Origin of the sequence: Parapedobacter flavus, from assembly GCF_035818675.1 — a bacterium.
Lineage (GTDB): Bacteria > Bacteroidota > Bacteroidia > Sphingobacteriales > Sphingobacteriaceae > Parapedobacter > Parapedobacter flavus.
Genome location: NZ_JAYKZZ010000001.1, coordinates 573,632 through 589,655, shown reverse-complemented (window position 1 = coordinate 589,655; position 16,024 = coordinate 573,632). Strand labels below are relative to the sequence as shown.

10 protein-coding genes are annotated in these 16,024 nt (G+C 49.4%); all 10 read right to left on the bottom strand.

Features of this window, described 5'->3' with window-relative positions:
- Window positions 1–30: 30 nt before the first annotated feature.
- Window positions 31–3,261, bottom strand: coding sequence for a glycosyl hydrolase (locus tag U9S71_RS02420; protein WP_326324961.1), 3,231 nt, complete (start codon window positions 3,259–3,261; stop codon window positions 31–33).
- 130 nt (window positions 3,262–3,391) lie between these two features.
- The gene (locus U9S71_RS02415) at window positions 3,392–4,963 is read right to left on the bottom strand and encodes an apiosidase-like domain-containing protein (RefSeq protein ID WP_326324959.1); all 1,572 of its coding nucleotides are present in this window, start codon (window positions 4,961–4,963) and stop codon (window positions 3,392–3,394) included.
- A 243-nt stretch (window positions 4,964–5,206) separates the two neighbouring features.
- A complete protein-coding gene (locus tag U9S71_RS02410) occupies window positions 5,207–7,465 on the bottom strand; it encodes an alpha-L-rhamnosidase-related protein (RefSeq protein WP_326324957.1) in 2,259 nt (752 codons plus the stop codon).
- A gap of 57 nt (window positions 7,466–7,522) precedes the next feature.
- Window positions 7,523–9,001 (bottom strand): DUF5060 domain-containing protein, encoded by a 1,479-nt coding sequence (locus U9S71_RS02405; RefSeq protein ID WP_326324956.1) that lies wholly within the window; start codon window positions 8,999–9,001, stop codon window positions 7,523–7,525.
- A gap of 27 nt (window positions 9,002–9,028) precedes the next feature.
- Complete coding sequence (locus tag U9S71_RS02400; RefSeq protein ID WP_326324954.1) at window positions 9,029–10,918, bottom strand: glycoside hydrolase family 71/99 protein; 1,890 nt, start codon at window positions 10,916–10,918, stop codon at window positions 9,029–9,031.
- Window positions 10,919–11,112: 194 nt separating this feature from the next.
- A complete protein-coding gene (locus U9S71_RS02395) occupies window positions 11,113–11,538 on the bottom strand; it encodes a c-type cytochrome (RefSeq protein ID WP_326324952.1) in 426 nt (141 codons plus the stop codon).
- Window positions 11,539–11,787: 249 nt separating this feature from the next.
- On the bottom strand, window positions 11,788–13,263 hold the full coding sequence (locus U9S71_RS02390; RefSeq protein WP_326324951.1) for a Gfo/Idh/MocA family protein: 1,476 nt from the start codon (window positions 13,261–13,263) through the stop codon (window positions 11,788–11,790).
- Window positions 13,264–13,380: 117 nt separating this feature from the next.
- Entirely contained in the window at window positions 13,381–13,635 is a 255-nt protein-coding gene (locus U9S71_RS02385; protein WP_326324950.1) for an SMP-30/gluconolactonase/LRE family protein, read from the bottom strand.
- Window positions 13,636–13,663: 28 nt separating this feature from the next.
- Window positions 13,664–14,914: a Gfo/Idh/MocA family protein gene (locus U9S71_RS02380; protein ID WP_326324949.1), complete on the bottom strand. Its 1,251-nt coding sequence runs from the start codon at window positions 14,912–14,914 to the stop codon at window positions 13,664–13,666.
- A gap of 193 nt (window positions 14,915–15,107) precedes the next feature.
- Window positions 15,108–16,019 (bottom strand): SMP-30/gluconolactonase/LRE family protein, encoded by a 912-nt coding sequence (locus U9S71_RS02375; protein WP_326324947.1) that lies wholly within the window; start codon window positions 16,017–16,019, stop codon window positions 15,108–15,110.
- Window positions 16,020–16,024: the final 5 nt, after the last annotated feature.

Here is a 16,024-nt window from a genome sequence, read left to right as displayed (position 1 = left end):
AAGACGTTTAGTCTCATTCCGATATTTATTTTACCGATTATATACTTCAAGTGTCACCGGGCCCAGCAGCCCCGACCGGTGCAACGGGCTCTCGGCCGAATAGGGATTCACGATGGTCCACGTAGACCGTTGGTCCGCCGGTAATCGCCAGTCCCCAATGAGGCGGTTAGCCCAGGTGTTGACCACCTTGATTTCAACCGTATTATTTCCCTCCTGCCAAGCGTCCGTGATATCCAAACGATAAGGGGGTGTCCATACACCACCAACGTCCTGGCCATTCACTTTCACCTTGGCCACGGCCACTACATTACCCAAATCGAGGTGAATCCGGCCGCCATCCGCCAATTGCACAGCTGGCAGATCTTTCGTATAGTAAGCACTTCCCGAGAAATAAGCCACCGCAGTGTCCGGCTGTGTGGACCAGTCTACCAAGGTGTCAAACTGGCGCGTAAACGTTGTGGAGTCGGGCTTCATAAAGGTGACCTGCCAAGGCCCGGATACCGGCACCTCTTCTTCCGCCCCGGGGAAATTCTGTCCACCCGCAGGGACCGCTGCCCTGCGGAAGACAATGAATGCACTCTCGTAGGCATCCAGTTCCAAGGGGACCGTGGTACCAGCCCCTTTCTGCGTATACTCCGGCAGGTCCCGCAGCGTTCCATGCACCGCATCCCACAGTTCGGGCTGTTTGCCCGCGATACGGAACGTAGGGTTTACCTGAATCTTCGCATCGGCCTGGTTGGAGATGAAGTAGATGTCGCCATCGGGCAGCGTGCGGTGTATGAATACCACCGGATCACCTTCTTCCAGCGTCACATCGGGTACCACGCCGGCCTTATCCAGGGCCTCCTGCATATCCAGCCCATCGAGCACCAGCCCCTTCCCGTATGCGTGTGACGTCTGTTGCCCGCCGTCGGGGCCGCCCCACATCCTATCCGCGATCTCACGGATCACTTGGTCGGCGGTGCCGTAATCGGAAAGGCTGGGCGAACGCACCGGCCTCGGACCCAGGACGATGCCGCCCGCTTCGACAAGTTGCTCGATTCTACGCAATACTTCTGGGCGCATCGTTTCCAGCTTAGGCAGCACCAATACGCGGTAAGACAGCCCGTCAGGCAGGGTGAACCGGCCATCCTCCATGGTAACCCGGTTAAGGATAACCTCTGCATTGATATAGTCGAACGAATACCCCTTCGGCAAGGTCGGGTCCTGCACACCCGTCATCTTGGGTGCGTCCTCCCCGATGAAATAGGCCACATCGGCTACATAACGCCCTTGCTGAAGCAGGTAATTGCTACGCTTCAGGTAATCGATGAAGCCATCCATGTCGTCGTACCACGTATTGAGGCGGTTGAACTCGTTGCCGAACCACGCATTCATCCCCGGCAGCTTGCCTTCATAGGGTTGGTGGATGTATACACTCAGCAAGGTATTGTTGATGCCCTCCGCAAAGAAGCGGTCGCCGCGTTGCTTGAACATGGCCGGATAGCGGCCGAACGTATTCCCTGCTGCGGTGAACGACTCAGCCGACACCTTGTTTTTCCCGTAGATGTGGGCTGCGGACGAAGCCGCGCGGTTCTCGATATCGCCCAGCTCGCCCTCGCTCCAGAACTCCCCGCTTACCTCATCCGACTGGCCGCCGTACTGGAGGAACTCACCTGGGAAACCCCAATGGCCGTAATTTTGGAGCCATATCGTCAGCCCGTGCTTATGGCTCACATCACGTAAACCACCTACGTATTCATAGGCGATTTTATCAGCAACGAAACGCCGTACATCCCACAGGAAACGGTCGGACCGGTCCTGGCTGCCAACCACATGCCCATAGAAAACCGGGATATAGGGAATGGGGTCATAACCGAAAGCATCTTTGAACTTATCGGCAAACCCATCCGTCCAGTTCTGGCCGCCGGTCTCGTAGCTGTCCTGCACCGCAACCTTGAATGTCTTCCGGTCTGCGGCCGGCACCCGGCGGAGGATCTCCCCGAGGAAAGCGTCGAAGTGTTTGAGCACATGCTCGTGGTTCATCTTATCCACTTCCAGTCCGCGGCCCTCGGGGCTGGCAGGCGCATTCGTTACGCCGGTGGGCACCATGCCTGTCTGTAACAACAACCACTCGCCCCCCGGGACATCCCACGACAGGACGCCATTGCTGTCTACACGATCCGTGAGATCGAGTACGCTATCCGGTGAAACAGTATAGCCATCTTCAGGCTCCACCTGCTGTTCCCACTGGTAGTCGTGCCAGTAAGGCAGCGGTGTGGGGTGCATGCGCGCCAGGGATTTCTCCTTGAAGCGCTCCACCCTTGGCGTGGCGGTGAGTTCCACCTCGGCGATGCCGGCATCACCCCTCACGTTGTCAACCACCAACCGGAACACGCGGCCCGTGGTCGCCTCGAACGACACCGAGACCGGCGCATACTGCTCGAAACCCACACTCAGCATGTTGTTGGTGCGGTCGATATCAAACGACCGCACTTTACGGAAAGCGCCATTCTCTTCCACTTCCAAGGTTACGCCCACCCCCATGTTCCGCCGCGCGGGAACCACCGTTAAGCTACGGGCGGTAAACGGCTCGTCCACCGAGAAGGTGAAGGCGGTGGACTGCCCCCCGGCAACCCTCACTTCCGTAGTACGGTTGTTATCCATCAGGCCTGCGGGCGATTGCACAGCAGTCGATTGTATCGTCGGGTGAGCGTTTGCCAATGAAGCCCTATAGCCTTCGGGCACGCGGAATGCAAGGACATCAACGCGCTGGAAGTCGCCTTCCGGTACGGGCAGCAAGCCGCTGAACGCCTTTCCGCCCATAAGCAACGTATCCGCTGCCGCCAGGTAGCGCATCGCCTGGCCGGGCTGCACCCATGGCCCGCCCGACTGGCTCCAGCCCGGGCTATTGAAAATACCGATGTCGATATCGAGCTCGCCAGCCGTTTTCAGTGCAGTGTGAAGGATGTCCCACCATTCGTCGGTAAACAGTTTCACCTTGCCGTAAGCACCCTCGGGCAGGTCATCCAACCCGATGTTGCCGATGAACGCGCGGTTGATACCTACGCGTTTCATCGCATGCAGGTCTTTGATGACCCCTTCCTTCGATAAATTGTCGGAAATCCAATACCAGAATACCGTGGTCTGGATAGAATCCGGTGCTTCCGCAAATATGCTCGCCATTGTGTCCCAGTCGGCTTGTTTTGTATCGGGTGCACAAGAAAGCGCTAGCCACGCACTTACAAAAGTGCCCAAAAGCGGTCGGAAAAGAGTTTTCATCAGCTTACTGTTAAATTTACGATTGCTAAAAAGGGCTTTTCTCTCCAAACGGACATCCTGTACCTTCATGGAAAATCTTAGCCGTGAATTAGCTACTTCGTACAATCAATATTGTAGCACCGCCCCCATATCAGTTTGTAAGCACCAAGATCACATCGGTATCACTTTTCGACATCGCCTCCACAACGCCCTCTCTGCGATTTACATCGGCTGGTTCATAATCGCCCGTAGCTGGATAATACCAAATGGCATCTTTAATTAGCTCAGCGTTCTCGTACCTCAATTCAAAAGTTTGCGCTGCCGGCACATAGACTAACATCACTCCAGCATCTTCATCAGTTAATACACTGATTGTATTCAACACCTGGTCGCCCTCACGCTGCGATGTAACGACGTCGCGTGCGGGCTTTAGACGCCACCATTCGAATTGATTAAAAAACGCCGGGAGCCGACCGATTTGGATACTCGCCTTGCTGTTGATACCGTCTTCCCAGTCATATTTCGATGGTTCTTTCATACCGTGGTTGTATGAAGTCTCTCCTACCCGTAGCCACGGCCACGTGCTCCAAGCACCGTAGCCAACCCCAGCAACCGGTGCACTGAACAAACTCCATAAACTACTTTTCCTCACTTCGTAATCGTTCTCGCGCTCCCCCTGTCTCTCATACGCCGGTTCCGTATCGATGATGGGGCGTGGCGTGAGATCTTTCCAATCACTGACAACAGGTCCACTGGTTTTCCAACGCACGGCATTCGCTGAGTTGGTGTGACCGGTTTGATAGGAAATCATATCCAGCCAAGACGCTCCATCATATGCACGGCCATACCATTGGAAACCCGCTGTATGAAGGGTAACCATACTTTGGTTGGCTCGCCTGTCGCCAAATACTTCGTGACCGATTTGTTTCCACTTGGCCTCATTGTCGCCCGTGAATACACCATCGCCTCCCAAATTCCATATCACGTGATAGGCATCATACCGAGCTTTGATATATTTTGCCAACTTTACCGCGCTCGGAACCGGCAAGTCTTTGCCGGGATTACCCTTTCCAGACCATGCCCAAAGCATAATCGGTGCAGCAACCAAGCCCGCTGCATTGATTTCTTCGACTTTCTTATCGAGCTGCTGAAAAAAAACCGGATTGACGGTTATCGGCTCAACACCGGTAAAAGCGATCTCTTCTAATGCCTCTGGTGGGAGCCCGCGCCATTGTGTGGCTACAAACTGTATGACCGAATAGTTATTCGCTCTCCGATGGTTAAGGTAGGTTGCCCATTCCCCATCAGTGGAACGCATTGCTCCATTCCAAGCCGTACAGCCTAGGTAGAAAAAAGGGGTGCCATCAGCATGAGTGATGTGGTAATTGCCAGCCTCGTGGGTTACCTTACCGTGCGCATAGATTTCCAGTCGCGATTTATTCTTTAGACACCTGAATGTGCCCGATTGATTGTGTAATGTGTGGTTCGCTGTATCCGTACAGTGCGTTCTGTAATGCCACACGCCCTTTTCATTCGGCATAAACCGAATTTTCCAGTTATTTCCACCATCCCAAAAACCCTCCACATGGTGTTGCTCGCCCGATGGTGATACAAACGTGGATTCTAATACCACATCGTATACTGGATTGTCATATGCCACTACGCTGCGGAATGTAATTTCTATCGGCTCCCATTGGTCCACCTGCTTCTTTTTCTGAGCCATTGATTCAGTCGAATAAAAACAGTACGACAATAGCATAATCAACCAAAAAATACCGGCCTGTCTAAAATAGTTTTTAGTCATTTTCTAGAATTTTAATGTTAAAGCAAACCATCCCACACTATCCTTAACAGCGCGTTGCCGCAGACATCCAATTTCGTTAATAGTCGAATTTCGTAATGAAAATGGATTAGTCACAAGCTTCAATTTTGAGGATAACTATGTTTTGCAAACAAAATTAGTTATTTATCTAATATAGCTAACGGTGATAGAATAAGTCCCTGCCTCAAGAGGCGGTAAATTAATAACTCCTCCCCGACGTCTAAAGCGAACTAATTCACCATTTATGCGCAATTCACATCTTCGTTTGCCCAATGTGGGAAGTTCGACAAAAGCAGTTGAATTTCCAGGGACGGTCAACTCGACTATATAGTTCGATTCAGTTTGTTCACAAGCTAGGTATATGGCTCCACGGATTGTTGGTACGTTAATCTTTGCCCAATCTAATGACGCAAGTTGCGGCCGCACACTAAATGTTTCAAAACCCGGGCTCAATGGCTCTATCCCCATCAGTTTCCTAGGAATTACATTAGCCGGCACAGCGCCCCAAGGGTGATTCCAATCTTGATTGCCCTTATATTTGTCATCCCACGCCTCCATAGTCATCGTACTACCAGCCCGAATCATGTTATACCAGCTCCGATCACTTTTCGAGGTAAGGAGTGCTAGCGCATATTTAGCATGTCCAGTCTCATATAGGGCGTCCAGTAGAAACTGACTTCCATATACACTACAAGACATCCCACGTGACTGGATAAACTCCACGACGTCCTCGATATACTTTTCGGGAACCAATCCAAATGCTACCGCCATCATATTGGTATGCAAAGAAGCGTGATCGGTATCTACCCCATCCTGATATACCAATCTTTCGTTATCCCATAATAAATCTTGGAAGGCTTGAAAGGTTTCGTTTGCATAGTCTGCAAATTGTAAAGCATCTTCGTGGAAACCTAATTCATTCGCAATCAAAACCATGTCACAAAGCGCCTTATAATGATACGCGTTTACCACCGCATTATAATCGGTAAAGACAAAGCCATCGATTTCGCTTGGATGTGGCCAATCTACTAAATCACGTAACGCCTTTCCATGATGGTAATGGACCGCTTTCATCAAAGTTTCATTCTGTTTACCTGTACGCGTACTTATCAATCCATTCGACTCACGGAGTGGCAACAATAACTTGGCTTTTAAATCGTCGTAGTAGAATTTAGCAGATCGGATATCGCCCGTATACAAATAGTCATTGTAAGCAATCAACACTGATTGAAGAATCCATTCGGTCGGCCAGGTTGCGTTGTGTATCAGATACTCATGAGAGCGCCTAGCGATACTATACTCTCGGTCTACACTATAATGGCCCAGCTGATTAATGTACACATCGCCCTCGTAGGCAATTCGCTCCCTATCCCCGTCCACATAGATACCGGTATATGTAGTTGCCTTGATTGTGTATTTGCAAATATCCCATACTGCATTCAATACTGAGTCTGAACTTTCAAAAGAAGAAGCACCATCGTCAAAAGGGTAGTGTACGGTTGAACGCACAATATCATACCGCGATAATTCTCCCTTGTAGCCTTCGATTTCACAATACCTAAACGGCAAAACCTCGCCGATGTAGGATGGCATCTTCACCGCCTGAACCCCGGTATTCCGCTGATCCGGCACATATTGCAAGATATAAGTATGACGGCCCCGTTTAAGAGGTATTTGGTAGGCTGCATACCTTATCGTACCACCTGGATGACGGTCAATACGACCATCAGCGTGCCTACGCTCCCCTAGCCTAACAATGATCGTGTCATTGACTTCACGCGATTCTAACGTCATCCGCAGTTGACCAAACGACGCCTTACTAAAATCGAGGCGTATCTCGTCCCCTACCTTTTCCATCTTGGTTGCGACTTCATCGACCTTTTGCAGCGGATATACCGAGGTCGAATAGCTTACTAAACTATCGGCGGTAGTAAATTTTGATATATCAGACCAGCGCGAGCTGTTACCAGCCGCATCCCAAATCTTCACCCGCCATAGGTAACCAGTAGCTGACTCCAGCGGATTACCCGCATATTGCACATTTACCGATGCATTAGACACCACTTTTCCCGAGTCCCATATTTCTCCTATTCCTTTCAAAAGACTATCCTTGCTTCGAGATACGACAACCCGATATGCAGACTGCATTATGCCTGTCTGCTCACTCTGGAGCTCCCAGCCAAATAAAGGCTTTCTATTGCCGATAACTGTCCTTTCGCCAATATGTTCCTCGTGACCCACCGCGACGTATCCATTTACAACCCCCAAGTCCGCATGTAACAAGTGGTCTACACTCGGGTTAACAACATTCAAGTCTTGTGCATATGTCAAACACGAACCCCCAGACAAGAGAACAAACAACGCGAATAAATGTGCTGAGGGGTTTAGTTTATAAGCAATCATTATCAATATTTTATTCAGTAAATTGGTTATTAAACTATTTAGTCATGAATCAGTTTCTCATTCCTTTCTCGTCACCCGAAATGCCATGTACGGCCGCTGTGGCATCCGGATTAAACTATAGCCAGAATATTCCTTTTCGGATTTGGAAATGGTCATATTCCATGTATCAATAATATCGATGTCATATACGCCTTCAGTAAATTCAAAGAGATGGAGGGCCGGCTGATGTGTTCCCAGATAAACCAGGTAATCATCTGGACTGTCTTCTTTTGATCCTGCACCCGATTCCAGAATCTGCCGAAGGAATAAGATGCGATCGGGGCTTTTACCCTTCAACACACCTCCCTTCGACCACCACAGCACGTCGTCATTCTCTTGAACTGGGACATCCGTACGGATGGTCGTCAGATAGGTCTCCCCATGGCCAACATACACCCCATTTACGGCGCCTTCCCAGAATTTCTGCACCATCTGTTCGGGAGTGAGTTGCCCCCAAAACCACGGAACGTTGCCCTCATAAAGGCACTCATCGAAAACAACTGGCTTTTTATAGGTGTTCCTCAATTCTTTACCTTTTTCCACCTCCTTCATCTGGATACTAGCGTGGGTAAGGAGCGGATTTGTGTGGTCGTACATGGCTATTCCATTATGGATACCGCGTAAACGTTGGTGAGGATCGTGCCCAGCAAACAAACGGATATAGCGATCCCAATCCTCCATATCCTTATTCTCCAAAAAATCAAATTCATTGGCCATACTCCACCAAACATTTTTGTAAGCTGAAAAACGGGCGATGATGTATCGGATGTAGTGGTCGTCCGTTACGCTGTCCATTTTTGAAAAATTCCAACGATCATAGGGATGAAATACAATTAGATCCGCTTGGATGCCTAACGCGTCTAATTGATTTATCCGTCGTTCAATGTTTTGGAAATACGACGGGTTGAAACGAGAATAGTCCCAGTTTTCAAGCGGTTCTCCCTCAAAAGGGTACAATTCCGGTTCATTCTGGTTCCACCAGTACGCTTTTGGGAAGATACACATCCGCACTTTATTGAAATAGCCACGGGATAACGTATTCAGCGTTACTTCCGCGAGGCTATCGCCTTGGTGAACCCACGCGTATAGCGTAGTGCCGACGCACACGTATGGTGTTCCATCGCGGTAGACAAATTCAGTTCCGGCCACGTCGACGGGGCCACGATTAAGCCCACTCGCGGGAATGCAGCGAAAGTCGCCTGTACGACCATCCAGTTTTTTCACATTACTGGTGGTCCGATACTTCCATATCCCTTCCTTATCGGGAGAGAACCGGAACACATAACGCCCGCCGCCGTCGTAAAAGCCATGCACCGCCACTGTATCGTAGCCATTCACAAACCAAACGGTCAGTTCAATATCTATGAACGGATTTCCAGACTCCGGGCCTTTAAGTGTCTGTTCAAACACCCCCCATTTTTCGATTTCGACCTGTGCGCTTACTTCCGTTGTCGCCATGATTACGCAAAGCGTCAATAAAAATTTAAAAATGCTCATACAACGATGTCTTTGTGTTTACATGGTTTATTCACCGCTTTTTCCAAACCGATATCGGAACCGTGCGTTGGGCGCTGTATCACCTTTATCAAGCCAATGCATAGCATCTCCATCAAGCGGTACATTGTCCACCCACTTGAAATCGATTTCAAAGCAATCACCGGCGATATTCAAAGCCTCTTTTGCAACCTTTACCTCCATCTCGTTTCCTTTTAAATGAAAACTTGCCGTACCTATAGGTGAAAAATCAAAAGGATTGCCAGTGATACGGTCTATCCTAGCCAATGTGTCGTTAATCGGTTCCCTATTCACTAGAAAATGAAAACCTTGCCACCCGCTATGCATATGCTCTCCACGAACACCAATAAATAATCGCATCCAATCTTTGGACGACGGCGATGTGATATTATCTGCTGTCTTTACGTAAAAATAGATATACGACGAATCACTTGCGGTTTTGCACAGCACAAAATCATTTCGGCCACTTTCATCCCTGTACTCGGCAATGCTCCCCCAACCGGCGTGGCGACGGTGGTAAACATCGCCACGGTCGTCGTAATAAGTCGCTTCTACGGTTTTCCAATCTTCGAATTGCCCATCAACGATAACGCTATCTGTACCATGATAGGTACCACGTTCCCTTGCGCCTTTAAACTTCCTTATATTGGAGACCATCTGATAATAATAGTTGTCACCGAAAAGTCCCTTTACCGGCTCGGCATCGCGGCTGTATTCGTCATTGTAGCAATCGATGAAAAAGACATCGCCCATGGTTAACTGCCTATTGATAAACCGCAGCGGCTTTCCATCGAATGTGAGCGGCGAATCCATGATGAAGGGAAAGGAAATCCATTCATTCCAACCGGTTATAAAAATAAACTCCGGATCGACAGCCAGTGCACGCTCCCATTGTTCTTCAAAATATAGCCCAGCACCGGAATCCTCACTTTCGGGGTCCGGCTGTCGACCGTTGCGGTGGCTTCTCCCGACATTATGATAGATAGCATGCTGGGCAATCGACACACTGATCTGCTCCGCCGAACTGTCATTCTCGCTCCAGCCGTATGCCTGAGGTACCTGATCGACCCAGGTCCATTTATGATGGCCATTCCCAAACCAATCATCCCACTCTGTTGGAGCAGCGCTGAAAGCCCACGACTGCCTTTGGGTAAAGAATTCCCGTGTTTCATCATCAAACCCTTCCTCAGGGGCAAGCATCAGCGGTTTGCCTTTCCAGTAGAACCATAAATCCTTAAACAGCTCCTTTTCGTAAATATGATCGTACAAACGCCTCACCTGAGTCTTAGGAGCAGCGTTAACCATAAATGCAAACCTCGGGGTGGACTGTCCTTCTTTTCGCATTTTCCGAAATACTTCCACGATCTTACTTACCTGGTTGAGATAAATAAAAGCGTTTGTGACATCAAAAATCATCACATCAACACCGGCATCCGCCAACAGTTGTCCATGCTTCCTGATGACCCATTCATCATCAGATAGATAATAACCAAAATACGGCTCTGCCCAGTGGTGCCACGCAGACAACGGTCCGTATTTCGGATCATCTGGATTAGCATCAAGGATTTCAGTGATGTTGTATGGGCTCACCGTGTCAGAAGGTAATTTCTCGAGAATTTCGCCCAATTCGGAATTTTCGCTGCTTCTATTCGTATCGTAACCATGTGCTCCATGCCACAGAAAATAAAATATCCCAACGAAACGCCCATCCCGAATTCCTTCATGCGCCTCGGCAGGCACCGGCCTTCCCCTATCATCTATAGCCACCCAGGTGTCTGCCTGCGTACTGGAAACCAATTGCGGCCCCGAAAACACCTGTCCGTAAACCTGTACAATGTTGAAGAGGACAATACAAGCGGACAAAAGCCCAAACCTGATTATCATGTGTTTCCTCATCATGTCCATATATATAATATATACTAAAAAGACGCAGCGGGCGCCTAATCAAAACTTGAATAAAAAACCTTCTAGGTCTATAAATAATCTACGGCCAGTAGCGATCCGATTACCGGCACTACGGTTACACTTGCTAAAGATGGTTGATTTTTGGCAAATGGACATCCTGTACCTTCATGGCTGTGGTATCAAGACGGCTACTCACTTTCTCGATCCGAGGACAGGATATACATCACCATGGTCTTAGCATCTTCTTCAGAAACGGCGGGATGCGGAGGCATCACTACATTGCCCCATGCACCCTTGGCACCCAGTATAATACGCTTAGCTAATATGTCAATATAGGTACTGTTCATTGGGTATCGGGCAGCGATATCCTGGAATGCCGGACCACGCTTCCGATCGGTGGCTTTGTGGCACGCAGCACAATCGGAATACGATATCAATACTTTTCCTTTGTCCAACACGCTGGCCGAGGGTGCAACGTCGATGTCGCCAGCCAATCGCGTAATAACTGGTTTCCGCTGACTCCCCTCCCGACCCCTTTCCTGTCGATCAGGAACAGACGAACAGGCGGCGACAAGAACAGCCAATACAATAAGGCCAATAAGCAACGTGCGCATCGTTATCCGATTTTGATAAAGCTACTTCAAGAAAAAAATTTCACTGAATTAGTTAATATTGACTTTCAAATTTAATTAAATTTCCCGTACCACAGACTTACTTACGGGTACATACTTGACATTACAAGTTGTGATATCGAAAAGAAAAAGCCCCGAAACGGACAGAATCGGGGCTAAATCATAAAACCGACATGATTCGATATTATTAAATCATGCAGAAATAAGAATTATTTAAACCGTCACAAGTGCCTATACCTGCCTCCAGCCTTCGCGATACTTACGTTTCACAAACTGGTTTGCGGGCTCGTAGTTGGTTATTTTTTGCGATTCTCCATCCCATATCAAGCGCTTACGCCCCGAGAAGCTGGATCCATCACCATTGGCATTGGGTTCCCGATGCGTATAACTACGGATAGCTAAGTTACCCATAATGACCGTCTCGCTCAACGGGCCAGCATAGTCAAATGAAGAAGTCAACGCTTTATGGGCCTTGCTGTTGAAGCCTGCTTTGCAGGCATCCGTCCAGGATACCTGATGGCCGAACTCGGGCATATCTGCATAGCTATTCTTAAATGTGCCCTCCGCCATGGTTCTTTTTTCACCGCCTTTCAGGTACAGCTTGGGGTGGTTTCCATACGTACCACACATAATCACCCCTTTGGAGCCGATCAGCATCACGCCGTTGCTGCTGTCGGGATCTCCCAGCGGATCGTCAGCCGGGATGAGGTCCGGGTGGAACGGACGGATACCGCCGTCATACCAGTTCAGTTTCACTTCCGATTTATTATGGCTTGTTTCGGGGAACTTCAGTTGGATGACCGACGACGGCGGGCAACCTTCGGGGATATACTCCGGTGTCCAATCTTTAATGAATACCTGACCCACGCTTGCTTCGACCTCGCTTGGATATCCCAATCGGAGTGTGCGGAAAGCAGAATCGATCAAATGGCAACCCATATCGCCCAAGGCACCGGTGCCGGTGTTCCACCAGCCATGCCATTTAAATGGATGCCAAGCCGGGCTATAGTCTACCCACTCGGCCGGCCCCACCCATAGGTCCCAATCCAAATAGTCGGGTACCGGATCCTTTTGTGTGGGGGATGGGATACCTTGCGGCCATACAGGCCGGTTTGTCCAAACGTGTGCTTCATGTACAGGGCCGATCAACCCTTGATCAAACCACTCCACTAACTGCAGTTGAGCGGGGTTAGACGCTCCCTGGTTCCCCATTTGGCTCACTACTTTATACTTTCTGGCTGCCTCTGTCAGCACCCGCGTTTCATGCAAACTATGGGCAAGCGGCTTCTGGACATACACGTGCTTACCCATCTCCATGGCGGTCAGGGCAACAATCGCATGGGTATGATCGGGTGTCGACACGATGACTGCGTCGATATCCTTTCCCATTTCATCCAGCATTTTCCGGTAGTCCTGGTACCGTTTCGCATTCGGAAATTTATCGAAGGTCCGCTTACCCTTTTTCAGGTCAACGTCTACCAATCCGACAATATTTTCCTTGCCGTTATTCCAGGCATTCATCACGTCTGAATGGCCTTTTCCGCCTACGCCGACCCCGGCGATGTTTAATTTATCACTGGGGGCAATAAATCCGGCGCCGCCCAATACGTGCCGTGGCACGATCATAAAGCCGGCCGCGGCCATTGCGCCGGCTTTAATAAAGTCTCTGCGGGTAGACCCCGGTTTCTTTGCACGATGTTTTTCCATCAATCAATAACTTTGGTTAACAACTTTCTATTAATATGGTCTGTCCACGCCGCTTACGACGTACTTGAACTACGCAAAGCTAATATAAAAAAGCTAATATAAAAGTGCTAACTAGGGTTATAAACTGAGAATTGTTCGTGCTGGCGGCACCCCCTGTATATCCATTCCTTTGACAACGAACAATGCGCCCGCGTCAGGCTCCGCAGCTAACGCATCTGGTGCGAGGCCCTTCTGTGCGGATGTGATGTACAGCTCCTTGAGGTCCTTTCCACCAAAGGTACAGGAGGTTATCTGCGAGGCAGGCAACTTAATCTCCCTCAATTTTTCTCCCGTTTGAACATAGTTAATTAGGAAAAAGTGGGGTGTTCCCATTTGTCTCAACCTGAATAATGGGAACTCTTTATCCGTATTGTGGTATCGTCAGCCATTCGCCGTCTTTCAGCGCCGACTGATGGGCTATAATACCCGGCACCGTAAGATTCAATGCCATCGGCATATCCACGAGTGGCGCCCGGTCCTGCAGAAGCGAAGTGACAAATTCGTTCATCAATTGGCCGTGGGACCCACCATGCCCTCCTCCTTCTACTCCCGGTGGAAGGGGCGGACGCTTAATGGTGGGCAACTTATCCACCAACCCTTGAAACTGATTGTGATAATAGGATCCCTTTTCTCCTCTAATACGACCTGCTTCAGCACCGAAACCGGCTGTATCCCAACTTACGGCCATTCTAGAAACTCCATTTTCACTGGTACGAAACGTAGCTATCTCCGTGCCGAATGGATTTTTATAAGCATTGTTTTTCGCCTGGAATTGGTTCAGGACACTTTGTGTACCTAAACAAGATACTTCAGTGAATCGTTGACCCGTTACACAGATGTAATAGCCATTGGAATGCGTGGGATACCACTGTGGAGGCAGCCCGTCCCGCCAGTTATTATAACTACCCAAAGGCGTAGAAAAATAGTGGTAATATTCTCCTTCTGAATAGACGATTTTACCAAAGAAATCGCGTCGATACAACTCACGCATGATGTGAACATCTTCATGATACGCCGAAGTTTCAAACATCATGTACTTTTTTCCGCTCTGCTTCCACGTATTATACAAGACATCTGCCTCCTCCAATGAACCCCAAACTGCGGGTACGGCACAAGCCACATGTTTTCCATGGTTTAGTGCCATAATTGCATGTTTCGCATGGCTAGGCGCGTCGGTAGCTATAAACACAGCCTCAATATCCTTGCCTTCTTTCAACATCGCTTCCAGTGATGGATATGTCCGGTTACAGCTTGCCATCTGGGCCATTTCAGCTAGCCGCTCGGGGATCAGATCGCTCACCGCTACTACTTCTACGTTGGGGTGATCTTGGAAGCCAAATTGTACAGCAAACTTGCAGACACCGTGTCCCACCAATCCGACTTTGATCTTACGGTCGGAAATCGACTGCCACCCTTCCGATGCGCCTGGATCGGCAGTTGTCTTTTCAAACCCAGGTATGGAAGCCAGATCAACTGCTTCGGTTCCTGTACCGACTTGGGTTGCCTGTTTGGCTCCAGAACAGCTGATTTGTTGTAACCCAAAAGCTGCCGTTCCTATACCGATGGCTTGCAGAAAACGCCTTCTAGAAGACGCTCCTTCAGTGCCACCCACGGAAAGATGATCTAGTGAATTGGATTTTCTCGTCGTTTTCATAACACGTAATTTTGAATTTGTGAATGTGTCGTTTATCGATCAAGAGCAATGCAGCAAACGGAACCGGACGAGCTGAATCCCCATTACTATTGACTGCTACCGCTCAAACATACTAAACATGGTGCATAAAAACCAGGAGCAAGTTTCTTTCTTACGACCTTAACCCATCCTGCATCACATACCGAAACGGCTCCATCCCCCCGACATCCATATTTTTGACCACGAACAAGGCACCGGCAAGTGGTTGCGAGGCCAAGGACTCTGCTGATAAACCAACTTTGGCAGACGTGATATAGAGGTCGTTTAAATTGCTGCCCCCAAAAGCACAGGAGGTAACTTGCGAAACAGGAAGGTTGATTTCGGTTAATTTCTCCCCAGTTTTCGGGTTCCAACGGGCGATTTTCCACCCGCCCCAGAGTGCTACCCACAGCATTCCCTCTGCATCGATGGTCATCCCATCAGGCAGACCGTCTGCCTGCGGCACATCAAACACAACCCGCTTATTGGAAATCTCCCCCGCTTCGCTGTCAAAATCAAAGGCCACTACCTCACGGGTGGGCGTATCGATATAATACATCGTTTTCTGATCAGCGCTCCAAGCCAACCCGTTTGAACAGCTGACATTACTGATTTTTGTCAGCGCTTGTCCGCTTTCATCCAACATATACAGACTGCCGGCGCCGCGCTCTCCGGTTACTTCATCCATCGTCCCTGCCCAAAACCGACCCACGGGGTCGCATTTGCCGTCATTGAAACGGTTATTGGGCAATTTTGACTCGGGATCGGTGAGTGGGGCGATTGACTGGTCTTGCAAGTCGAGCATTGCGAACCCGTTGCGCGTGGCGGCGACCAACCCTCCGTCTTCGGTCAAGGCAATCGCGCCAATCTTTATTGGAAATTCCTTCGAAACATGTCGCCGATCACCGGGGTACCATTCGTGGACGGTTCCCCGCAATATGTCCACCCACAATAACCTGTTTTGGTCCTTGTCCCACACCGGCCCCTCACCCAATTCACATGAGACCATGACAGGAACTCGATATACTTCCGGATTGCTATTCATCGCTA